The organism is Bacillus sp. FSL M7-0003, from assembly GCF_038628485.1.
Taxonomy (GTDB): Bacteria; Bacillota; Bacilli; order Bacillales; family Bacillaceae; genus Bacillus; species Bacillus safensis.
On sequence record NZ_CP152024.1, the window covers coordinates 678,469 to 702,787 of the forward strand.

The 24,319-nt window shown below is 41.6% G+C and carries 18 protein-coding genes; 13 read left to right on the forward strand and 5 right to left on the reverse strand.

Annotation, left to right across the window (positions count from 1 at the left end; translation table 11 throughout):
• Positions 1-84 precede the first annotated feature (84 nt).
• Both MHI23_RS03385 and MHI23_RS03390 read left to right on the forward strand, forming a co-directional pair.
• The gene (locus tag MHI23_RS03385; RefSeq protein ID WP_342492285.1) at positions 85-1,827 is read left to right on the forward strand and encodes an adenine deaminase C-terminal domain-containing protein; all 1,743 of its coding nucleotides are present in this window, start codon (positions 85-87) and stop codon (positions 1,825-1,827) included.
• 561 nt (positions 1,828-2,388) lie between these two features.
• Positions 2,389-2,703, forward strand: a complete 315-nt coding sequence (locus tag MHI23_RS03390) for a YerC/YecD family TrpR-related protein (RefSeq protein WP_024424524.1) — start codon at positions 2,389-2,391, stop codon at positions 2,701-2,703.
• A 241-nt stretch (positions 2,704-2,944) separates the two neighbouring features.
• Here the strand turns inward: MHI23_RS03390 and MHI23_RS03395 are convergent, their stop codons facing one another.
• Complete coding sequence (locus MHI23_RS03395; RefSeq protein WP_342492286.1) at positions 2,945-4,525, reverse strand: FMN-binding glutamate synthase family protein; 1,581 nt, start codon at positions 4,523-4,525, stop codon at positions 2,945-2,947.
• A gap of 139 nt (positions 4,526-4,664) precedes the next feature.
• Between MHI23_RS03395 and MHI23_RS03400 the strand changes: the two genes are divergently transcribed.
• A complete protein-coding gene (locus MHI23_RS03400; RefSeq protein ID WP_024426686.1) occupies positions 4,665-4,895 on the forward strand; it encodes a hypothetical protein in 231 nt (76 codons plus the stop codon).
• Between the two features lie 23 nt (positions 4,896-4,918).
• Here MHI23_RS03400 and MHI23_RS03405 read toward each other — a convergent pair whose 3' ends face one another.
• On the reverse strand, positions 4,919-5,284 hold the full coding sequence (locus MHI23_RS03405) for a DUF2283 domain-containing protein (protein ID WP_024426685.1): 366 nt from the start codon (positions 5,282-5,284) through the stop codon (positions 4,919-4,921).
• Between the two features lie 554 nt (positions 5,285-5,838).
• On the opposite strand from MHI23_RS03405, the gene MHI23_RS03410 reads away from it, so the two are divergent.
• The 6 genes from MHI23_RS03410 (at position 5,839) to MHI23_RS03435 (ending at position 13,908) form a co-directional block, all read left to right on the forward strand.
• On the forward strand, positions 5,839-6,354 hold the full coding sequence (locus MHI23_RS03410; RefSeq protein ID WP_044335902.1) for a hypothetical protein: 516 nt from the start codon (positions 5,839-5,841) through the stop codon (positions 6,352-6,354).
• A gap of 187 nt (positions 6,355-6,541) precedes the next feature.
• Complete coding sequence (locus tag MHI23_RS03415; RefSeq protein WP_024424529.1) at positions 6,542-7,234, forward strand: heptaprenylglyceryl phosphate synthase; 693 nt, start codon at positions 6,542-6,544, stop codon at positions 7,232-7,234.
• A gap of 57 nt (positions 7,235-7,291) precedes the next feature.
• The gene (gene pcrA / locus MHI23_RS03420; protein ID WP_044335898.1) at positions 7,292-9,514 is read left to right on the forward strand and encodes a DNA helicase PcrA; all 2,223 of its coding nucleotides are present in this window, start codon (positions 7,292-7,294) and stop codon (positions 9,512-9,514) included.
• Positions 9,515-9,554: 40 nt separating this feature from the next.
• Positions 9,555-11,561: an NAD-dependent DNA ligase LigA gene (gene ligA / locus MHI23_RS03425; protein ID WP_024426682.1), complete on the forward strand. Its 2,007-nt coding sequence runs from the start codon at positions 9,555-9,557 to the stop codon at positions 11,559-11,561.
• A 42-nt stretch (positions 11,562-11,603) separates the two neighbouring features.
• Complete coding sequence (locus MHI23_RS03430) at positions 11,604-12,773, forward strand: CamS family sex pheromone protein (RefSeq protein ID WP_224427106.1); 1,170 nt, start codon at positions 11,604-11,606, stop codon at positions 12,771-12,773.
• A 127-nt stretch (positions 12,774-12,900) separates the two neighbouring features.
• Positions 12,901-13,908: a phosphotransferase gene (locus MHI23_RS03435; RefSeq protein WP_163115649.1), complete on the forward strand. Its 1,008-nt coding sequence runs from the start codon at positions 12,901-12,903 to the stop codon at positions 13,906-13,908.
• 43 nt (positions 13,909-13,951) lie between these two features.
• Here MHI23_RS03435 and MHI23_RS03440 read toward each other — a convergent pair whose 3' ends face one another.
• Together MHI23_RS03440 and putP are read right to left on the reverse strand one after the other, a co-directional pair.
• Positions 13,952-14,650 (reverse strand): MgtC/SapB family protein, encoded by a 699-nt coding sequence (locus MHI23_RS03440; protein WP_169510856.1) that lies wholly within the window; start codon positions 14,648-14,650, stop codon positions 13,952-13,954.
• Between the two features lie 160 nt (positions 14,651-14,810).
• The gene (putP, locus tag MHI23_RS03445; protein WP_024426679.1) at positions 14,811-16,292 is read right to left on the reverse strand and encodes a sodium/proline symporter PutP; all 1,482 of its coding nucleotides are present in this window, start codon (positions 16,290-16,292) and stop codon (positions 14,811-14,813) included.
• 423 nt (positions 16,293-16,715) lie between these two features.
• On the opposite strand from putP, the gene gatC reads away from it, so the two are divergent.
• Genes gatC through gatB form a run of 3 tightly spaced genes read left to right on the forward strand, consistent with a single transcriptional unit; the run spans position 16,716 to position 19,922 of the window.
• Positions 16,716-17,006: an Asp-tRNA(Asn)/Glu-tRNA(Gln) amidotransferase subunit GatC gene (gene gatC, locus MHI23_RS03450; RefSeq protein ID WP_024424549.1), complete on the forward strand. Its 291-nt coding sequence runs from the start codon at positions 16,716-16,718 to the stop codon at positions 17,004-17,006.
• A 14-nt stretch (positions 17,007-17,020) separates the two neighbouring features.
• A complete protein-coding gene (gene gatA / locus MHI23_RS03455; protein WP_342492287.1) occupies positions 17,021-18,478 on the forward strand; it encodes an Asp-tRNA(Asn)/Glu-tRNA(Gln) amidotransferase subunit GatA in 1,458 nt (485 codons plus the stop codon).
• A 13-nt stretch (positions 18,479-18,491) separates the two neighbouring features.
• Entirely contained in the window at positions 18,492-19,922 is a 1,431-nt protein-coding gene (gene gatB, locus MHI23_RS03460; protein WP_024426678.1) for an Asp-tRNA(Asn)/Glu-tRNA(Gln) amidotransferase subunit GatB, read from the forward strand.
• A 179-nt stretch (positions 19,923-20,101) separates the two neighbouring features.
• On the opposite strand, the gene MHI23_RS03465 is transcribed toward gatB, so the two are convergent.
• Entirely contained in the window at positions 20,102-20,947 is an 846-nt protein-coding gene (locus MHI23_RS03465) for a TetR/AcrR family transcriptional regulator (protein WP_025092652.1), read from the reverse strand.
• A 131-nt stretch (positions 20,948-21,078) separates the two neighbouring features.
• Here MHI23_RS03465 and MHI23_RS03470 point away from each other — a divergent pair, with 131 nt between their 5' ends.
• Complete coding sequence (locus tag MHI23_RS03470; protein ID WP_218677246.1) at positions 21,079-24,303, forward strand: efflux RND transporter permease subunit; 3,225 nt, start codon at positions 21,079-21,081, stop codon at positions 24,301-24,303.
• The last annotated feature ends 16 nt before the right edge of the window (positions 24,304-24,319 follow it).

A 24,319-nucleotide genomic window follows, 5' to 3' on the forward strand; every position in this document is an offset into this window, starting at 1 on the left:
TCAAGAAATTGTAACGTTTCATTAATGCGTAACGTAGTTCGTTATGTTACGATAGGGCTAATACAAATGAAGGAGAGTATGTGAATGTCCGAACGTACTTTTAATTGGAGAAACAATGACATCCGCACACAAATCGATGTAGTCGACTCAAAATTAGTTCCAACACTCCTTTTAACGAATGGACTCGTGCTTAACCCGTTTTTGAAGCAATGGGTGAAGGCAAATATTTGGATACATGATGATCGAATTGTTTATGTCGGAGCAGAGCTTCCTCAAAATAAATCAGCTAAACGTGTGATTGATTGTGAAGGGAAATACATTGTGCCTGGGTATATAGAGCCTCACGCGCATCCGTTCCATATTTATAATCCCCAATCACTTGCAGAATATGTGTCTCAATTTGGCACAACAACAATGGTCAGCGATAACTTATTTCTTCTTTTGCAAAGCAATGAAAAGAAAGCGCTTTCCACTCTATGTGAATTAAAAAAGCAGCCATTTCAGTATTTCTGGTGGTCCAGATACGATCTTCAAACGGAAGTCAGATATGAAGATGAGATGCTGCCAGTCAACTACCGGAAGGAATGGATTGATCATCCTGACGTCCTCCAAGGCGGCGAATTAACAAGCTGGCCAAGATTGATGGACGGTGATGATCTCATTTTATATTGCATGCAAGAAACGAAGAAGCAGAGAAAACGAATTGAAGGGCATTTCCCAGGAGCTTCTGAGAAAACGCTAACAAAAATGAAGCTGTTTGGCGCGGACAGTGATCATGAAGCGATGAATGCGGACGATGTGTTAAAACGCTTGTCCCTTGGCTATCATGTTTCATTGCGGCATTCTTCCATCCGCCCAGATTTAGTGAACATTTTAAGAGAACTGCATGAGCGTGATTTTAGACACTATGACCACTTTTTCTATACAACAGATGGTGCTGCTCCTCACTTTTATGAGGAAGGCATGATTAACCGTTTGATTTCGATTGCTCTTGAAGAAGGCGTGCCGATCATTGATGCGTATAATATGGCGACATTTAACATTGCAAAATACCATCAAATCGATGATTTATTAGGCGTTGTTGGCCCAGGCCGGCTGGCTTCTATAAATATTTTAGATGATCCAATGAACCCAAATCCTGAAACGGTGATATCTAAAGGGATTATCCTCAAATTAGATGGCGAGAACCAGCATCAATTCCAAGAAACAAAATGGGAAAATGGCGGGCTTCTTCCATTAGATTTAAGCTACGACCTCACGATGAGTGATTTGCAATTCTCTATGCCGCTAGGTGTCAAGATGAGAAATGCCGTCATCATGGAGCCTTATACAGTGGAAATTGATAACTCAATCAACCAGCTCTCATGTGACCATGATCAAAGCTTCTTTAGCCTGATTGACCGAAAAGGCGAGTGGCGTGTGAATACGATGCTAAAAGGGTTCGCAAATAAAGTGCAGGGCTTTGTTAGCTCATTTTCGCTCACCGGTGACATTTTAGTGATCGGGAAAAATAAAGAAGATATGATGCTGGCACATAAGCGGATGAAAGAAATTGGCGGAGGAATCGTACTCACAGAGAACGGGAAAATTTTGCACGAAATCCCGCTGCAATTATCAGGCTGTGCATCGGCTGAACCATTTGAGACTGTTCTTCAGCAGGAACAAACATTACGCGAGCTGCTCATTGAGCGCGGCTATCCATTTGACTGCCCAATTGATACACTTGTCTTTTTCCAAAGTACACATTTGCCGTATATTCGAGTGACACCAAGAGGAATATTTGATGTCATGAAAAAAACTGTACTCTTTCCGTCTATAATGCGTTAAAATATAACAGAGTGGAGCTGTATCATCTTTGCTGCATTTCTGACTGCTGTTATAGGGCAGAAGTGAGCCATGGTTCTCTTCACTGCCATGTAAGTGATCATGATCTTATGTGGAGCTGTTGACAAAGCAGAGGGCTTTGACATGACGAATGAAGTACTCTAATTGTAAAATGAATTTGCCGGTTACGCTGACCGGCCAACATATTTTGAATAACCCGAGCAAGGCGGGGCGCATATTTGTGGTCTCGCCGAGCTTTCTGCAAAGCCTGTATATGAGGGCAGAAGACCTAACCAAGCAGAAGTCATCTTTATACTGGAAGCAAACAAGTTTGTCAGATTGTCATACAAGGAAAATGACAGAACTTGTCGAATTTGTTTACGATAAAGAAGCTTCGGCTTACGAAAGAACCTGACGGCATTTTCAGCGTAGAACCAAACCTGTCATGATCTGTTCAAAGCTCATTGCTGAGGTTTTAAAAAAATTAGTCAGGAAAGATACCGCTTTCTTAGAAGAAGATCGTGCGAAGCGGTGTGGCAATAGTAAAGGAGAAGATGTATTAAGATGCAAATTGATAAATTAAGGGGCAAAAGCTTAGATCAGTTATTCAACTCCATCTTATCCCTTAAAGACCTGGAAGAATGTTATCGATTCTTTGATGATTTATGTACCATCAATGAAATCCAATCTTTATCACAGCGTCTTGAAGTAGCGCGTATGCTTCGCGAGGGAAACACGTATCATAAAATCGAGACGGAAACAGGTGCAAGCACTGCAACTATCTCACGTGTTAAACGCTGCTTGAACTACGGAAACGATGCCTATACGATGGCTCTTGACCGCGTAGCAGAACAGCAGGAAAATAACGAAACAAAATAAAGCAGCTTTCACTGTAAACAATCCTTTTTACGAAAAATGGACTTGTTTGCAGTTTTTTTATGAAAAGGCGGGCAGGGGCTGATAAAGTGCCCCTGTTTTTTACTTTAGCTCGCCCATAAACCATCTTTCTCCCTCATAGGAGATGCCATCTTCGCTTGAGATGATTTCCTTAAACTCTACTGCTTGCTAACTTTATACGAAAATGTCAATAAAAAAAGGTGCGTTTCCGCACCTTTTCGAGCTAGACAGATGGCTGTGTGCCTGAGAACATCGGCACTTCGCTTGTCTGGCCATTCTCTTGTCTAAAAATAATATGTTTTTCATTAAAATGAATAGGCGATTCTATTCCCGCAGCTGCGGATAAGTTAAACAAACCTTCTCTAAGAGACAGGATATAATTGCACACTCGGTATTTTTTTTCTTCAATCGATAAACCCTTTTGCAGCTTTGGATCAGTCGTGGCGACCCCGACTGGGCATTTATTCGTGTGGCAGACTTGGGCGCGAATGCATCCGACTGAAAACATGAGACCTCTGGCAATATTCACAAAGTCAGCTCCCATTGAAAGGGCAATCGCAATTTTATCAGGCGAGAGAAGCTTGCCAGAAGCAAAGAGCTTCACCTGATCTCTGACACCGTATTCTTTCAATATTTGATGAACCATGGGGAGTGCCGTGAAAATCGGAAGCCCTGCGGAATCTGCCAATTCATGAAAGGACGCCCCTGTACCGCCTTCTCCGCCATCCACTGTAATGAAATCAGGGTGTTTCCCGCTTTTTTTCATATAGCTGGCAAGCTCTTCAATATTTTCTTTATGTCCGACAACAAGTTTGATTCCAACTGGCTTTCCGCCTATGCTCCGAAGCTGTTCAATGAAATCAAACATGTCAGGAATGGAGTGGAACATCTCAAAGCGGTTTGGGCTGTCAATGGATTGGTGAGGCGGTAATTTACGGATATTCGCTATTTCTTCCGTCACCTTTTCGCCGTCAATATGACCGCCGCGTGTTTTTGCTCCTTGTGCCAGCTTGAGTTCAAAGGCTTTGACTTCCTCGTGTTCGCTTTTTTTCTTGAATTCTTCAAAGGAAAATGCGCCATCCTCTGTTCTAACGCCAAATAAACCGGGCCCAATCTGGCAAATGATATCTGCGCCGCCTTTGAGGTGATAAGGAGAAAGCCCGCCTTCACCTGTGTTCATCCACGTCCCACCGGCTATTTTTAATCCTGAGGATAGAGCTGTAATCGCCCTGTCGCCTAAGGAGCCGTAGCTCATGGCAGATTGACCGATCAGTCCTTTCACATGAAAAGGCTTTTGACATGTGTGTTCGCCAATGACTTGTACATCCTCTTGATGGAGAAAGTAAGGATTTGCTTCGACTTCTTTGAAATGTTCACTTCTTCGCAGTAAATTGTCTTGATCAATCTGATACACTTTTGTTTTGATTTTTTCAGATTGATCGATTCGTAGTTCATCTCGCTGCTTTGGAAACAGGACGTTTCGAATGTAATAGCCTGGCTTGTCAAAATCACGTTTTGATCCAAAGCCCATTGTCCGGCTTTTGTACTTTCCAGACATGACCGCCTGCTCGTATTCTCTTCTTGAGAAGGGCAGCTCCTCTCGGTCATTCAGAAACAGATATTGGCGAAGCTCAGGTCCTATTTTTTCAAAAATAAACCGCAGCTTTCCAATGACCGGATAATTTCGCAGAACTGAATGTTCCTCTTGTTTTTCATCCCTCATCCAAATCCAGATCAATAGAATGATTGGAATGATCAAACAAATGACTAGCAATGCGCCGATGACAATTAAAGTTGTTGTCACGAAGATCCCCTCTTTTCTCTTTCATTGCTGTTGTTATTCCACTTTTTAATGAAAGAGAAACCACACCAGCATATTGTGACGTTTAGAAATGAAAAGGCGGGGTAACTTACAAATAAGATCATAAGGGGAGGGAACATACATGAATAAGCGTCCAAATGCGTATGTACTTGCAGGATTAGGGGTTGGAGGAGCTGTGTTATTAGCGGTAAAAAATAAACAGCATCTGAAAAAATGGGCAAGCATGTTCCGGTCAGATGAAAAGATTCCTGAAAAAGCCGGCCACCCAGATCCATTAGATATCCAAGACAACAAAATGGTCGACGAAGGGGCCATGACATCCGTCCATTATTTTAATGAAGCGAGACAATAGTTTGAAAAAACCGTTTTGAAAGATCAAAACGGTTTTTTTCTTGTGATGTTATAGCGAAGAGGATCGACAATAGTAAAACCGATCAGCCTATTGTGATCAGGTGTTGAGAATTGGAATTCAACGCCTGACAGTTGATAGGTTGAGAGAATTTCCTGATTCGTCAAACGTAAAGAAAGATCATCCTCATAAACCGGTACGTTCCGCAGCACTTCGGATTCTTGTGCAAATAACTCCAAGCCAGCCACTCGGCCCTCTTGATCGATATCTACATTGACACATTCATTGACATCTAATTCAATGGTTTCTTTGATTTTCATATGCTCCGCTTGCGGGGTGATATAGATGTATCCGATGTCTATATTTTGTTCATATGTGATCGTTCTTTTCAATGGGGTCACCTGCTTCATTTTAATTTTAACTGTAGCTAATTAACGAGATTTGAAATTATGAATGGGTATCGAAGATAAATTAAAGAATATCAATTATTATAATAAACTAAAATTAAGAACATAGCAGGATGTGCAACGAATGTATATTTGTATATACTTTAATGGGATAAATTAACTATATTGGAGATGAATTATAAATGGCGGATTTGTATTTTTTTGAAAAAATGTCTGAACTGAGCCATATAGTACTTGTGTTGTGCGCATATGCTTTTTATTGGAGACTGAAGAAAACTAGAAATGAGAGGAAGCTCACTAATTTTGAACTTTTTATAAAATATTTTATTTTATTTGGAGTATTAACTTGGGGAATCTCATTTGTGGTTTTAACAGTCTTATAATTCTGCGAAAAAAGTAGCACTATTTATGTAAAAACAAATTATTTCTACCTTAAAACGAAAACCAAACTAACACTATATTTTATTATCAAAAATGACCATAAAATCAAATTTATGGTTTTTTGTTAGGTTATTTTAAGAAAAAGGGGAGTTTATACATTGAAAAAATTATTTGTATTCACATTGGCTTTATTACTTTCTATTGCAACAATAGTGCCAGTAGCATCAGCTGAAAATTCAGTAAATCCTGAGGCTGGATTGAAAGGGTTAACAAAAGAACAAATTGAAAAATCTGTAGCTGAAATAGAGTATATCTTTACTGAAATTCTAGTTTTTGATGACGAAGTAGGTTATGTTGTTAACGAAAAGGAATTAGAAAAAGCTTCATACCCAGTTTATCAAAAAGAAGGCATGATCGCTTTTGCGAACTATATGAATCAACAAAAAGGTATTGCTACTACACAAAAAAACACTGTTCAACGTTGTCTTGAAGATGCTCTTGGTATAACCAAGGGGGCTTTAAATCAGGTTCAAAAGGCTATTGAAAAAGGTGAATGGTTAAGTGTTCTAGGGTTCCTAACTTTAACTGGAATTGCGGTATCACCTCCTGTATTATTTGGCTTTTTCTTGCTATGTGGTGCACCAACAGCACAAGTTGCTCCACTTGAAAAATAAAAAAACTGTGTTCATTTATTAAGAAAGCAGATGCTTAGCATCTGCTTTTTTGTTTCTAAATCTTTAAATCACGCCACCCATTTTCAAAAGAATGAAACTTTTAGCTAAAGGAGGTTACCCATTTTTTGCGGCCTTTGATTTTGTTATAATATTTAAATGGAATGAAACGAATGGAGGAACGTTTTTCATGTATGATGTTACCGAGTGGAAGCATGTCTTTAAACTCGATCCAAATAAAGAAATTTCCGATGAACAGCTAGAAGCGATTTGCGAATCTGGGACGGATGCCATATTGATTGGCGGAAGTGATCATGTGACAGAGGACAACGTGCTTCAATTGATGTCAAAGGTCCGCCGGTTTCTAGTGCCATGTGTGCTCGAAATCTCCACACATGAGATGATTGTGCCTGGCTTTGATCTGTATTTCATCCCAACCGTTTTAAACAGCTCTCACCCTGACTGGATTGTTGGGCTTCATAAAGACGCGATGAAGGAATTCGGTGATTTGATGTCAATGGAAGAGATTGTGCCTGAAGGTTATGTCATCTTAAATGAAGATTGTAAAGCGGCCAAGCTCACAGAGGCAAATACAGCGCTGGATATCGATGACGTCAGGGCATATGCAAGAGTGGCAGAGCATTTGATGAAGCTGCCCATTTTTTATCTGGAATACAGCGGAACGCTTGGAGACATAGAGCTTGTCAAAGAAACAAAAGCAGTGCTTGATGAAACAGTTCTTTTTTATGGCGGCGGCATTAAGAACGCTAAGCAGGCAAAAGACTTCTCCCAGCATGCAGACGTCGTGGTTGTAGGAAACGTCATTTATGACAATTTCAAAGAAGCATTAAAGACAGTGGATGCAGTCAAAAAGTCATCATAGTCAAATAAGACGAAACGGGTTAAAATAGAACATAAGTTCGAATTGGCGGTGAATGGAATGAATGAAATATCGAATCATCTATTAGAAGGGCTGAATGACGCGCAGAAAGAAGCAGTCAAAGCAACAGACGGTCCTTTATTGTTGATGGCAGGAGCAGGAAGCGGGAAGACACGGGTGCTCACACATCGAATTGCCTACTTAATGGCAGAAAAGCATGTGGCTCCGTGGAACATTTTAGCGATTACATTTACAAATAAAGCAGCACGTGAAATGCGTGAACGTGTCCAAGCTATTTTAGGGCCTGGCGCTGATGACATCTGGATCTCTACGTTCCACAGCATGTGTGTCCGCATTTTAAGACGTGATATTGACCGCATTGGTGTGAATCGCAACTTCTCTATTTTAGACACATCTGACCAGCTTTCAGTCATCAAAAACATTTTAAAAGAACGGAATATCGATCCTAAAAAGTTCGACCCGCGCAGTATTTTAGGATCAATCAGCAGTGCAAAAAACGAACTCATTGACGCAGAGGAATACACCAAAACAGCTGGTGATTTCTATGATCAAGTGGTCAGCGATGTCTATACAGATTATCAAAAGCGTTTACTCAAAAACCAATCACTCGACTTTGATGATTTAATTATGATGACAATTCGTCTGTTTGAGCGCATTCCTGAAGTATTAGAGCACTATCAGCGGAAATTCCAATACATTCATGTGGATGAGTATCAGGATACGAACAGAGCACAGTACATGCTTGTGAAACTGCTCGCGCAGCGCTTTCAAAATATATGTGTTGTCGGTGACTCGGATCAGTCTATTTATCGCTGGCGCGGAGCGGATATTACAAATATTCTCTCCTTTGAAAAAGATTATCCATCCAGTGAAGTGATTCTGCTTGAGCAAAATTACAGATCGACGAAACGCATTTTGCATGCCGCAAATACGGTCATTCAAAACAATGCAAACCGGAAGCCGAAAAATCTTTGGACAGAAAATGATGAAGGAGCGAAGATCGCCTATTATCGTGCAGATAATGAATTTGGTGAGGGTCAATTTGTTGCAGGAAAGATTCGTCAGCTTCATCAGAGCGGAAAGCGCAAATTATCCGATTTTGCGATCCTTTACCGGACAAATGCCCAGTCTCGTGTCATAGAGGAAACGTTAATGAAAGCCAACATTCAATACAACATTGTCGGCGGCACAAAGTTCTATGACAGAAAAGAGATCAAGGACATTTTGGCATACTTACGCCTAGTGGCAAACCCAGATGACGATATTAGTTTTGCACGAATTGTCAACGTACCAAAGCGCGGAATCGGTGCGACATCTGTTGATAAAATTGCAGCATATGCGGAGATGAATGACCTGTCTATGTTTGAAGCACTTGGTCAGGTGGATTTCATTGGACTGAGTGCACGGGCAGCCAATGCGCTTGATGAGTTCAAACAGCTCATTGATCAAATGACGAACATGCAGGACTATTTATCTGTCACTGAATTAACAGAAGAAATTCTAGAGAAAACTGGCTATCGTGAAGCGCTGAAGCTCGAAAAAACGATTGAAGCACAAAGCCGCTTAGAAAATATTGACGAGTTTCTATCCGTCACTAAGAACTTTGAAGAACAAAATGAAGACAAGTCACTTGTGACCTTCCTGACAGATCTCGCCCTCGTCGCAGACATTGATAAGCTGGATGAGAATGAAGAAGAAGATCAGGATGCCGTTATCTTAATGACACTTCACGCCGCAAAAGGTCTAGAATTCCCTGTTGTTTTCTTAATGGGAATGGAGGAAGGTGTCTTCCCGCACAGCCGTTCATTAATGGAAGATGCAGAGATGGAAGAAGAGCGCCGCCTCGCTTACGTAGGCATCACACGGGCTGAAGAAGAGCTTTATTTATCAAGTGCGAAAATGAGAACACTTTTCGGCCGGACAAACATGAATCTTGAATCTAGATTCATTCGAGAAATACCAGCCGATTTATTGGACAACCTAAATGAGAAAAAAGAAACAAAAACACCGTTTGGCCAAACAAGAGAAAGACCGCAAAGACGGGGACCCGTCTCACGTCCGCAAACACAAACGATTCAAAACACAGGCGGCGGCAGTATTGGCTGGGCTGTGGGCGATAAAGCGGCCCATAAAAAATGGGGCGTTGGTACGGTTGTCAGTGTGAAAGGCAGCGGAGACAGCACAGAGCTTGACATTGCGTTCCCAAGCCCTACAGGCATTAAGCGTCTTCTCGCAGCATTTGCACCAATCGAGAAGCAATAAACTGATAGGACAAAACGGTTGAATTGAAAGGAAGAAGCAGATGGATAAAGAAGCAGCGAAACGCCGGATCGAGGAACTGCACCAGATTTTGAATCAATACAACTACGAATATCATACACTTGATCGTCCAAGTGTTCCTGACGCTGAATATGATGCGCGGATGCGTGAGCTGATCTCTCTGGAGGAAGAACACCCTGACTTAAAAGCAGCAGATTCTCCTTCACAAAGAGTAGGCGGCGCTGTTTTAGACGCCTTCCAAAAAGTGCGTCACGGCACACCGATGCTCAGCCTTGGGAATGCGTTTAATGAACAGGACCTTCTTGATTTTGACCGCCGGGTTCGTCAAGCAGTCGGTGACGATATCGCATACAATGTCGAGCTGAAAATTGATGGACTCGCTGTTTCTCTCCGTTATGAAAATGGCGTGTTTGTCCGAGGAGCGACACGCGGAGATGGAACAACAGGGGAGGATATTACTGAAAACCTCAAAACGATTCGTTCCATCCCGCTTAAAATCAAACGCCCTCTGTCGATTGAAGTGAGAGGCGAGGCATTTATGCCAAAACCTTCTTTTGAAGCATTAAATGAAAAAAGAATACAAAACGAAGAAGAGCCGTTTGCAAACCCGCGTAATGCGGCTGCAGGTTCACTTCGTCAGCTTGATACGAAAATTGCAGCGAAACGAAACCTTGATATATTCGTCTACAGTATAGCGGAGCTTGATGAAATTGGTGTTGAAACGCAAAGCGCAGGACTTGATCTTCTCGACGAACTTGGCTTTAAAACAAACAAAGAAAGACGGATGTGCCAAACGATCGAAGAAGTCATCGACCTTATTGAAACATTAAAAGTAAAGCGTGCCGATTTTTCATATGAAATCGATGGAATTGTCATTAAAGTCGATTCACTGGCTCAGCAGGAAGAACTCGGCTTTACAGCAAAAAGCCCGCGCTGGGCGGTTGCGTACAAGTTTCCGGCTGAAGAGGTCGTAACGAAGCTGCTTGATATTGAACTAAGCGTTGGGCGAACAGGCGTGATTACACCAACAGCGATTCTTGAGCCTGTCAAAGTAGCAGGGACGACAGTGCAGCGTGCATCTCTTCATAATGAAGATTTGATCAAAGAAAAGGATATTCGCTTGTTTGATCAAGTGATTGTGAAAAAAGCCGGCGATATTATTCCTGAAGTCGCAGGTGTCCTTGTCGATCAGCGTACAGGCGAAGAAAAGCCGTTTCACATGCCAACTGAATGTCCAGAGTGTCATAGTGAGCTGGTGCGAATCGAAGGCGAAGTGGCCTTACGATGCATCAATCCAGAGTGTCCTGCCCAAATACGTGAGGGACTCATTCACTTCGTTTCCCGTAATGCAATGAATATTGATGGGCTTGGCGAGCGGGTCATTACACAGCTCTTTAAGGAACAGCTAGTCTCTCGTGTGTCCGACCTTTACCGTTTAACGAAAGAAGAGCTCATTCAGCTTGAACGAATGGGCGAAAAATCTGTCGACAATTTACTGCGTTCGATTGAGCAGTCGAAAGAAAACTCTCTTGAGCGTTTACTATTTGGACTCGGCATTCGATTTATTGGTTCAAAAGCGGCAAAGACCTTGGCGATGCATTTCGAAAACATCGATCAATTAAAGCAAGCAACGAAAGAACAATTACTTGAAGTCGACGAAATTGGTGAAAAAATGGCTGATGCCGTCGTCACGTACTTTGAGAAAGAAGAAATACTCGATCTGCTGAACGAACTAAAAGAGCTTGGAGTCAATATGACCTATACAGGGCCAAAGCCGGTAAAAGCAGAAGAAAGTGATTCCTACTTTGCAGGAAAAACCATTGTGCTGACAGGAAAGTTAGAAGAAATGGCGCGAAACGATGCAAAAGCAGCGATCGAAGCGTTAGGCGGCAAGCTGGCAGGTAGTGTGAGTAAAAAAACAGATCTAGTCATTGCCGGAGAAGCAGCGGGGAGTAAGCTGACAAAGGCAGAAGAACTCAATATTGAAATTTGGGACGAAGCTAAAATGCTCGAGGAGCTAAAGAAATAAGAGGAGTGTTTTCTATTGAAAAAGTTGTTATTGCTGCTGACAATGCTCACACTGGTATTGTCAGCGTGTGCACCTTTTGGGGGAAAGGAAGAGGAAGAGGTCACACAAAAAACGGATGAAACGAAGGAAACAAAGGAAACAGCCATCATCCCGATGTACAATATCTCAGATTCCTATTACAAAATGGTGCTGCCGTTTAAACAAGGAGCTGCGAGAGGTTTAACAGCGGAGCGTCTCAACACACGCTTGGACATTGATGAATTTGAAACAGGACTCATGCGCCTCGCAACAGAGTCATTTAATACAAACGACTATCTTTTCCAAGAAGGACAGCATTTAGATGAGGACACCGTTCTCAGCTGGCTAGCACGCAAAAAAACAGGCAGTGATCTGAAAAAGGCAGAAAAAGATGATAAAGACTTTAAGAATCTAGGCTTAAATCCTGCTCTTCCAAACTCAGGTTCAACAAAGTCTAAAAATGAAAATAGTCCCATCTACTTAGCTTCGATGCTAGAGCATAATTACTTAATTAGAAAAGACAAAAACAGCTTACAGCTTGGCGGAGTTGTCATTGGTCTTGCACTGAACTCTGTTTATTATTACCGTGAAAAGATCGGTGACCCTCAGCAAGAGGTGACCATCGATTCATCGAAAAATTCAAAGAAACTTTTGGCAGAGGGTGAAAAAATCGCTGAACAAGTGATCAAGCGCATTCGTCAAATGGACGGACTGCAAAAAGTGCCTGTCATGATTGCCCTTTATAAGCAAGCACCAAAATCATCTATCGTTCCAGGTAACTTTATCGCCAAAACGGATGTAAAAGCAGGCTCCGCTGATATCGGAAATTGGGATACGATCGATGAGGAGAATGTATTCTTCCCTTCAGATAATGCGAAAAGCAGCTACAAAGATGATTCAGAGCGATTTGACCGCTTCAAGACAAAGGTCGAAGACTACTTCCCGAATTACACTGGTGTTGTAGGAAAAGGCTTTTACAAAAACGGCAACCTGCAAAAAATGAAAATCGAAATTCCAATGCAGTTCTATGGAAAAACGGAAGTCGTAGCCTTCACACAATATTTAACCGGTGAAGTCATGGATTACTACAAGAGTACCAATATCGAAATCAACATTACATCTTCTGATCAACAAGAAGCCTTGATTACGAAAAATGCTGAAGACAAAGAACCGACTGTTCATATATATGACTAAATAAGAGGGATTTCCAAACTCTTGTCAAAATATTAGGAGAAACCAAGAAGAAAGGCAGGTATGTTGATGCTCGTATAATGCTGATTACCGTCAAGAACATTTAAAAAGACGATAAAGGAGAATCAGCATGCATAAAGAAGTAAAAGCACGATACGATGAACAGAAAGTCTTAAAGAAAGCGGCTCATTTGTATGACTTTCAGCTTGACCAAGTCACATTTCTAGCCGATGCAGAAAATTATGTGTATGAATATAAGGCAATGAATGGGGAGAATTATATATTAAAAATCACCCATACCATTCGTCGTTCACCCACATATATTTTAGGAGAAATGGACTGGATTCGATTCCTGGCTCATCATGGTATTTCCGTAGCAAAGCCGATTTCATCAGCAAGAGGAAAAGACGTTGAAACCATTCCTGATCAAGCCGGAGGCGCATTTTTACTTCGTGTGTATGAAAAAGCACCAGGGAGAAAAGTGAATGAAGGAGATTGGAATGGGAAGCTGTTTGAAGCGTTAGGGTCCTATACAGGACGAATGCATCAAATAACAAAACGATATCAAGTAAAAGATCCTCTTTATAAGCGTCAAGAGTGGTATGAAGAGGAGCAATTAAAGCTGGATCAATATATTCCGTCTGATCAAACGGTTGTTTTGCGAAGAAAAGATGAACTGATGCAAAAGCTTCACCAGCTCCGAATTTCGAAGGATGTGTATGGGCTGGTGCATGCTGATTTGCATCATGGAAACTTCCATTATCATCAAGGAGAGATTATCGCATTCGATTTTGATGATATTGGATATCACTGGTTTATCAATGATATTAGTATTTTGCTATACAATGTTCTTTGGTATCCAGTGATTCCATATGATGATAAAGCTGAATTTACGGCAGAATTTATGAGTCATTTTCTAAAAGGCTATCGACAGGAAAATGAGCTTGATGACGCGTGGCTGGCAACAATTCCTGATTTTCTCATGCTGCGTCATATGCTTATTTATGGGCTTTTACATCAAGCATTTGATCTCCAAACAATGACTTCTGACCAAAAAGCCATGCTGTCATGTTTTCGAAAGGAAATTGAGCAAAAAACACCAATTACTCCTTTTGACTTTCAACAGCTGGCCCGATAAAAGAAACCCCTTGCTGTGTCAAACAGCAAGGGGTTTTTTATGACTACACCGTATCACACTTCACGCCAACGACGCCTTCTAGATCTTTAATATCAAAGTACACATCGGTTGTATAGCGGTCTTTATGCACACGTACGCGTACTTCCATGATCGGATAATCCTTTTCCTTTAAATCATCAATTCGAACAGAATGAATACGGATATTGAGGGCTTTCATTTCTTTTAAAATATCGGTCATGCGGTTTCGATCAGAAAGAGACATTCTGATGCGGATTTCTTTTTCCTGCAGGCGAATCGGTCCGATCCGCTGGAAGAGCCATGGTAGAAATTCAACACTAATGAGAATAAAGAAAAGACTGAGGAAGGCTTCTTTATAAAACCCTGCACCTGTTGCAACCCCAAGTCCTGCTGCTCCCCAGATCATCGCAGAAGTCGTGAGACCTGAGATGACATCATTGCTTTTTCGAAGAATTACACCTGCTCCAATAAAACCAACACCTGATATAATTTGCGCCGGTAACCTGAGTGGGTCCATTTGAAGCTTAGAGACTCGAGGGAAATTGTAGGCTGCATCAATGCTGATGATGGTTAAGACGCAGGAGCTGACAGCAATGACAATACACGTTTTTAAGCCGAGGGGCTTTTTCTTCAGCTCTCGTTCAAGCCCGATAATCAGACCGATTAAGGTGGCCACGGCTAATTTTAAGACTGTATCCCATTCAATTGTCCAAAACATGCGTATCGCTCCTTCACTTCATGTACGTTTCACAACATGTATATGATCTTCTCACAGCCCATATGGCTGCACAACTCTTATTTTATTCAGTTTCTGAAGAAAGAAAAGCTTTTTATTTTATTTAAAAAGAGAGTCATCCGCATAGGGCAGATGACTCTTCAATTCTTTATTTTGTTTCTTCCTCAAGATGATCTTCCATTTTGTTGAAAAGCTGTTTTGATGCTTTTGACGGCTTACTTGTCAACAAGCTCACAATAATGGCAGCTAATCCACTAAGCGTAAAGCCTGGAATCATTTCATAAATACCTGTCGCATGGTTGAGGCCAGTTGTAATCCATGTCAGAACCACAACCGCACCAACGATCATTCCAACTAGGGCACCGTGATGATTCATTCGTTTCCAGTATAGGCAAAGCAAGATGACTGGACCAAATGAAGAACCAAATCCTGCCCACGCATAACCGACAAGGTCAAGAATGGTATCACTTGGGTTAAGTGAAAGGCAGAGAGCAATCACAGCGACAACGAGTACAGACATCCGGCCAATCATGACGAGCTCTTTGTCTGATGCTGTTTTTCTAAAGAACGTTCTGTATAGATCCTCTGTCATGGCACTTGCTGTGACAAGCAGCTGAGACGAAATTGAACTCATAATCGCAGCTAAAATGGCAGAAAGTAAAAATCCAGTGATATATGGATGGAACAATACTTTAGAAAAGACGATAAAGATGGTTTCAGGGTCAGCAAGGTTCATACCCGTTTCATGAACATAGGCAACACCCACTAAACCGACAGACAGTGATCCAATCACTGAAATAATCATCCAGCTCATTCCGATTCGGCGTGCTGGTTTTAAATCTTTAACGGACGTAATGGCCATAAAGCGCACAATAATATGCGGCTGTCCAAAGTAACCTAGTCCCCAAGCAAGGAAGGAAATAATGCCAATGACGCTCGTTCCTCTAAAAATATCAAGCAATTTAGGGTCAATCTGTTGAATATCTTGGAATGTAGCAACAGGTCCGCCTAATTGTGTAAAGGCAACGATCGGCACGAGCACTAATGCTAAAAACATGATAGCTCCTTGGACAAAGTCCGTTAAGCTCACTGCCAAAAATCCGCCGAACAATGTATACAAAATGACAATACTTGACGTCAAAATCAGTCCAAACATGTAGTGAGCACCGAATGCTGACTCAAATAAACGTCCGCCTGATACCATCCCAGACGATGTATACAGCGTAAAGAAAATTAAAATGATGACGGCTGAAACAGCTTTTAATAAAGCAGATGAACCTTTGAAGCGTTTATCAAAGAAATCAGGAATCGTAATCGCATCATCCGCAATCTCTGTATAAGAACGTAAACGAGGTGCAAGAATGAGGTAGTTCAAGTAAGCACCAACGATTAAACCAATCGCAAGCCAGGCTGTCGATAAACCCGTTTTATACATTTCACCTGGCACACCCATCAGCATCCATCCGCTCATGTCGGCAGCACCTGCTGAAAGGGCTGTAACGAATGGGCCAAGCCCGCGTCCGCCAAGCATATAATCATTTAAATTATGTGTTTTCCTGAATGCATACCAACCAATGGCAAGCATCCCGATAAAATAAATAGATAAGGAAATTGTAACTTCAATACTCATTTTGTGTTCTCACCTTTTTCGTATTAATTTGACATCACCTCAATCAAAATATACAGAAGTGCGAAGGCAGCTTTTTTGCTTGACTGTCCCGCTCACTGCTATGGTTACTTAACCTAACAGAGTATTCCCAAGTGATCAACCTGCCTAAACCTCTTCATTTTGAAGAAAAAATGTACCGATCGATGATAAGAATCAATATGTAAGCGATTACAAAAATAAACAAAAGTAAAAATTTTCTGAAAAATAAAAGTCGCCTGATGAATATTTCTTTTATCGATTTGATTATAAAGACGGTTTCAAGGGAACGAACCTTTCACGGCACCTGCGTAAAGTTGCTTTAGAACAGTAAAATTTGATATGATAAAGTGTATATGACTTATGATCATGACCACGAGTACGCATCATTTTTGGAGGTGAACCTGCATGTCAAGAATTTCAATAGAAGAAGTCAAGCACGTTGCCCATTTAGCAAGGCTTGCGATTACAGAAGAAGAAGCTGAGATGTTTACAGAACAGCTTGATAGCATCATTTCATTTGCAGAGCAGTTAAACGAGGTAGATACGGAAAACGTTGAACCTACTACACACGTATTAAAAATGAAAAACGTCATGAGAGAAGATGTTCCGAATAAAGGTCTTTCCATTGAGGCAGTCGTCAAAAACGCGCCTGATCATAAAGACGGCTATATTCGTGTGCCATCAATTTTGGACTAAAGGAGGCCCGAGACATGTCACTGTTTGATCACAAAATTTCTGAATTAAAAGAGCTTTTACATAAAAAGGAACTGTCTGTTTCTGATTTAGTGGACGAGTCTTATAAACGAATCAATGAAGTAGACGGAAAAGTACAAGCATTCCTTGCACTGAACGAAGAGAAAGCACGTGCGTATGCAAAGGAATTGGACGAGGCAGTTGGTGAAAAGGACGAGCTTGGCCTATTGTTCGGTATGCCGATCGGTGTGAAAGATAACATTGTTACAAAGGATTTGCGTACTACAGCTTCAAGTAAAATCCTGCAAAACTTTGATCCAATTTATGATGCAACCGTTGTGAACCGCCTAAGAGACGCTGAAGCAGTCACAATCGGTAAATTAAATATGGACGAATTCGCAATGGGGTCTTCTACGGAGAACTCAGGCTACAAAGCGACGAAAAACCCGTGGAATTTAAACACTGTTCCAGGCGGATCAAGTGGTGGATCAGCAGCTTCTGTTGCGGCAGGTGAAGTACCGTTCTCACTTGGTTCAGATACAGGCGGTTCTATTCGTCAGCCGGCATCTTTCTGCGGGGTTGTCGGTCTTAAGCCGACATATGGCCGTGTATCCAGATACGGATTAATCGCATTTGCTTCATCATTAGATCAAATTGGTCCGATTACACGTAATGTAGAAGACAACGCATATGTTCTTCAAGCGATTGCAGGTGTCGATCAAATGGACGCAACAAGTGCAAATGTCGATGTCCCAGATTTTCTTTCTTCATTAACTGGCGACATCAAAGGCTTGAAAATTGCTGTGCCGAAAGAATACCTTGGCGAAGGCGTTGGCGAGGAAGCAAAAGAATCTGTTCTTCAAGCGTTAAAAGTATTAGAAGGACTTGGTGCTTCGTGGGAAGAAGTATCTCTTCCGCACTCTAAATATGCGCTTGCGACTTACTACTTACTGTCTTCTTCAGAAGCATCTGCAAACCTTGCTCGTTTTGACGGCATCCGCTATGGCTACCGTACAGATAATGCAGACAATCTCATTGATTTATACAAAAATACTCGTTCTGAAGGCTTTGGAGACGAAGTGAAGCGCCGCATCATGCTTGGTACATTCGCGCTAAGCTCAGGATATTACGATGCGTACTATAAAAAAGCACAAAAAGTCCGTACATTGATCAAAAAAGACTTTGAAGATGTTTTCGAAAAGTATGATGTCATTGTAGGACCAACAACACCGACTCCTGCATTTAACATTGGTGAAAAGACAAGCGACCCGCTAACCATGTATGCAAACGATATTTTAACGATCCCTGTTAACCTTGCAGGCGTTCCAGGAATCAGTGTGCCTTGTGGATTTGCAAATGGCCTCCCGTTAGGACTGCAAATCATCGGCAAGCACTTTGACGAAGGAACAGTGTACCGCGTGGCTCACGCTTTTGAGCAAGCAACAGATCATCATAAAGCAAAACCTGAACTGTAAGGGGTGAATCAGAATGAACTTTGAAACGGTAATTGGACTTGAAGTCCACGTAGAGCTAAAAACACAATCGAAAATTTTCTCAAGCTCGCCGACACCTTTTGGTGCAGCTGCCAACACGCAAACAAGTGTCATCGACCTTGGATATCCTGGCGTATTGCCTGTACTGAACAAAGAAGCGGTGAACTTTGCGATGAAAGCGGCCATGGCGCTGAACTGTGAAATCGCAACAGATACAAAATTTGACCGTAAAAACTACTTCTATCCTGATAACCCAAAGGCGTATCAAATTTCTCAATTTGATAAACCGATCGGTGAAAACGGCTGGATTGAAATTGAAGTAGAAGGCAAAACAAAACGAATCGGTATTACGCGTCTTCATTTGGAAGAGGATGCTGGGAAATTGACGCATACAGGCGACGGTTACTCACTCGTCGATTTCAACCGTCAAGGCACACCGCTAGTTGAAATCGTATCTGAGCCAGATATTCGCACACCAGAAGAAGCGTATGCTTACTTAGAAAAATTAAAATCCATTATTCAATATACAGGCGTTTCTGACTGTAAAATGGAAGAAGGCTCACTTCGCTGTGATGCCAATATTTCTCTTCGCCCAATCGGCCGTGAAGAGTTTGGTACAAAGACAGAGCTCAAAAACTTGAACTCATTCGCTTTCGTACAAAAAGGCCTTGAATTCGAAGAAAAGCGTCAAGAGCAAGTATTGCTTTCTGGCGGCTTGATCGAACAAGAAACCCGCCGTTATGATGAAGCGTCTAAAAAGACGATCCTGATGCGTGTCAAAGAGGGATCTGATGATTACCGCTACTTCCCAGAACCAGATTTGGTGGAACTGTACATTGATGACGAGTGGAAAGAACGCGTAAGAGCATCAATTCCAGAGCTTCCAGACGAGCGCCGCAAACGCTATATCGATGAGCTTGGACTCCCTGCATACGATGCAATGGTACTCACGCTGACGAAAGAAATGTCTGATTTCTTTGAAGCGACCATTTCAGAAGGTGCAGAAGCGAAGCAAGCATCGAACTGGCTCATGGGTGAAGTATCTGCTTACTTAAACTCTGCTCAAAAAGAGCTGAACGATACAAAGCTAACGCCGCAAGGACTTGCTGGCATGATCAAGCTCATTGAAAAAGGAACAATTTCCTCAAAGATTGCGAAAAAGGTATTCAAAGAGCTCATTGAAAATGGGGGAGATGCAGAAACAATCGTCAAAGAAAAAGGACTTGTCCAAATTTCTGACGAAGGTGCGCTGCTTAAACTCGTTACAGAAGCACTTGATAACAACCCGCAATCCATTGAAGACTTTAAAAATGGTAAAGACCGCGCGATTGGCTTCTTAGTCGGACAAATCATGAAAGCATCGAAGGGCCAAGCTAACCCGCCGATGGTGAACAAGATTCTCCTTGAAGAAATCAAAAAGCGCTAAATCGCAAAAAACCGCCTTATGTAATAGGCGGTTTTTTTTTGCTTGAAATGACAGGGTCTTATCATAGATTCAGACCACCGCCGTATATCAATTTAGAGAATCTTTTCTTATAATGAAGCATAAGCGAAAGTGCACATTCGAAGGGGAAAGGTGAGCTAAATCGAAAACAGCACGTCATGTTACTGAAGAAACAGCTTCAATTGCTCCACTGCTCTTAGAACAGCAGGGTCCTCACACTTTTCTAAATTCGTCAGCATCCCTTGGATGACTGGCTTACGAGGTTCAGCTTTTGCCAGCTCTTCTTCAATCACTTCAATGGATACAACAGTATCATCTGAAAGCAGATGCTCAAGCTTTAACGAACGAAGCTCCTCTTGAAGGGAAGCAGCACTCGGCGCTTCATCATCCCAAATGGTTTGCTTCAAAATCGGCTTCGTCTGAGAACGAAGCAAGCCGTGGACCAGATCATCAAACCGTTCGAGTATAAAGGATGAGAGCTCATCAAATGATAATTGCATTTGATCCTGTAAAAGCAGAACCTGCACATATGATTGGATAATGCCTTGGATCATGACTGACAGGTCAGTTACATATGGTTCGATCTCCTGTCCATAAGTGGTCAAGATGGAAATTTGAATTTCATCGTTCATTTGCTTTTTCACAGTTTTTGAATACTTTTTAATCTGCTGGTTTTCCGGAATAATGTTCTCGCTGAGGATCAGAATGATAAAATCCTTGTTCTCAGCAAAATGCTGGAACTGTTCAGCGATTTGTTTCTGAAAGATCTCTCTCGGCGCGAGATGCTGATTCTCTTTTCGAATCATTTCGATAGTTTGCATCGAAGTGTCGATATAATATTCAAACGCTCGGTTGAAAAGCTGTTCTTTTGATTTGAAATGTAAATAAAATGCGCCTTTTGATATTCCGCATTCATCTGCAATTTCCTGAATGGTCGTAGAAGAAAAACCCTTTTTCGCAAACAATTGGATGCTTGCTTTAATGATTTTTTCTTTTTTTTCGTTCATGAAATAAGGCCCCTTCAGCTTTAGAATGTTACGTCAAACGCAAGTGAAATGGTTGACGGCATTGTATATCACCGTTTATTATGATATAGAATGACCAGTCAGTCAATACATAAAGGAAAATGGAGGATATAATGAATTCGATCATCAATTTTGTATTAAAGAATAAGTTCGCTGTATGGCTCATGACGATTATCGTAACAGTTGCTGGTCTATATGCCGGATTGAATATGAAACAAGAATCAATCCCGAATATCAACACGCCAGTCATTACGGTTTCTACAACGTACCCTGGCGCAACGCCGGACGAAGTATCAGATAAGGTGACAGATCCAATTGAAAAATCGATTCAAAACCTCAATGGGGTCAGCGTGGTCACTTCTAATTCATTTGAAAATGCATCATCCATTCAAATCGAGTACGATTACAACAAAGACATGGATGAAGCAAAAAAGGAAATTGAAGATGCGATTAGCAATATCGATTTCCCTGAAAATGCAGAAAAACCTAAAATCGCACGCTTTAGTATTAATGCGATTCCAATCCTAGCCCTAAGTGTCTCTGGTGATAAAGAATCATTACAAGACCTTACACAAAAAGTAGAAAATGATCTCGTTCCTTCACTTCAAGGATTAGACGGTGTCTCTTCTGTCGAAACTTCAGGACAGCAAATCAAAGAAGTAGAATTTTCGTTTAAACAAAAGAAATTGAAAGAATACGGTCTAGATGAAGATACCGTCCAAAACATGATCAAAGGCTCTGATGTGAATGTACCACTAGGTCTATACACATTTGGCAACAAACAAAAATCAGTTGTCGTGGACGGCAATATTTTAAGCGTCAAAGATTTGAAAAACATGCGTATTCCAGTCACACCAAGTGCAGGCGGCGGTGCGGGAAGCGCTGGAGCTGGAGCACCTTCTAGCGGTTCAGAAAACCCAGGTGCGCAAGGTGCGGAGCAGCAGGCTGGAAGTGCAAGTCAGCAGCAAGCAGCAGCTCAGCAGCCAGCAGGTGGAGGTGCAGCAAGCAGTCAATCTGTAGAGCTGCCGACGATCAAGCTATCTGAGATAGCAGATATTAAAGTCGTAAAAGATGCAGAATCGATCTCTAGAACGAATGGAAAAGACAGTATCGGTCTGCAAATTGTCAAAGGCTCTGATGCCAACACAGTGAGTGTAGCAGAAGAAGTGACAAAAGAGCTTGAGAAATTCAAAAAAGACAACAAAGGCATCAAAGTAAGCACCACATATGATCAAGCAGAGCCGATTAAAGAGTCTGTCAGCACAATGCTGAACAAGGCGATCATCGGAGCAATCTTTGCGATCATTATCATTATGTTGTTCCTGCGAGATATCAAATCAACATTAATTTCGGTCATTTCCATTCCGTTATCTCTGTTGATTGCTGTTTTAATATTAAATCAGCTGGATATCACGTTAAATATTATGACACTTGGTGCCATGACCGTCGCCATCGGGCGTGTTGTCGATGACTCGATAGTGGTCATAGAAAATATCTATCGACGAATGGCGTTAAAGGATGAACCGTTAAAAGGTAAGGCACTCGTCAGAGAAGCCACAAAAGAAATGTTTATCCCAATCATGTCTTCGACGATTGTGACAATTGCAGTATTCTTACCGTTAGCATTAGTAGGTGGAATGATTGGTGAACTATTCATCCCATTTGCCCTAACAATTGTGTTTGCGTTGCTTGCTTCACTGCTTGTCGCTATTACAATTGTTCCAATGATGGCACACAGTCTATTTAAAAAGAATCTCTACGGCACAGCGAAAAAAGTAAAAGAGCATAAACCAAGCAAACTTGCTGGCGGTTATAGACGTGTACTTAATTGGACACTCAACCATAAATGGATCACATCAGGAATTGCCATTCTTATGCTTGTCGGAAGCTTATTCTTAGCACCACTTGTCGGTGTCAGCTTCTTACCACAGGAAGCAGAGAAAACGGCCATGGTAACATATACACCTGAACCTGGACAAACGAGAGAGCAAGCAATTGATGAAACGAAAAAAGCTGAAGAATATTTGATGAAACGTGACCATGTCAATACAGTTCAGTATTCACTAGGCTCTTCAAATGCCATGACCGCAAGTGTTGGCGGTAACTCTAACGGTGCATTATTCTTCGTACAATATGATGATGACACGCCAAACTTTGATAAAGAAAAAGACCGGGTGGTCAAAGCCCTTCAAGACAAAGCGTCTAAAGGGGAATGGAAATCACAAAACTTCTCATCTGCTGGTGCAAATAATACCGTGACATACTATGTGTACGGGGACAAAGCAAGTGATATTGAAGGCACAGTAAAAGATGTTGAGAACATCTTAAAAGATGAGAAAAACCTGAAAAATGTCAGCACAAGCTTATCTGAGAAATACGATGAATATACGTTTAATGCAGATCAAGAAAAACTAGCGAAACTAGGTCTAACTGCTTCACAAATCGCTCAAGCAATTGCACCTCAAAATAGTGAAACAACACTGACGAAAGTCACAGAGGACGGCAAAGAACTTGATGTGAAGCTTCAAACGGAAAAAGATGAATATAAGAGCAAAAAAGATTTAGAAAATAAAAAGATCACCACACCAACAGGGCAAGAAGTCCGAATTGGTGATGTCGTCAAAGTAAAAGATGGTACGACTGCAAATACGGTGACAAAACGTGATGGAAAAATCTACGCAGAAGTGTCTGGTGACATGACAACAGACGACGTCTCAAGTGTAACGCAGGATGTTCAGAAGAAAGTCGACAAGCTTGATCTAAAATCTGGCGTAACGATTGACACAGGCGGCGTAAGTGCGGATATTGAGGAATCCTTTACACAGCTGGGCCTTGCAATGCTTGCAGCGATTGCCATTGTGTATCTCGTTCTCGTCATCACATTTGGCGGAGGTCTTGCACCATTTGCGATTCTTTTCTCCCTGCCATTTACGATTATTGGCGCACTGCTTGGATTGTTTATAGCAAAAGAAACCATCAGCTTAAATGCCATGATTGGATTGCTCATGCTGATCGGTATCGTTGTAACTAATGCCATTGTCTTGATTGACCGAGTGATTCATAAAGAACAAGAAGGTCTCTCAACAAGAGAAGCGTTACTTGAAGCAGGTACAACAAGATTACGTCCAATCTTAATGACGGCACTTGCGACAATTGGTGCACTGCTACCACTCGCATTAGGATTTGAAGGCGGAAGCCAGATCGTATCAAAAGGACTTGGTGTTACCGTAATTGGCGGTTTAACAAGTTCTACACTTCTCACATTGGTTATCGTTCCAATCGTGTATGAAATGTTAAGCAAGTTTAGACGTAAGAAAAAGTACGCAGAAGAAGAGTAAGAGGAAGCCCCGCCAA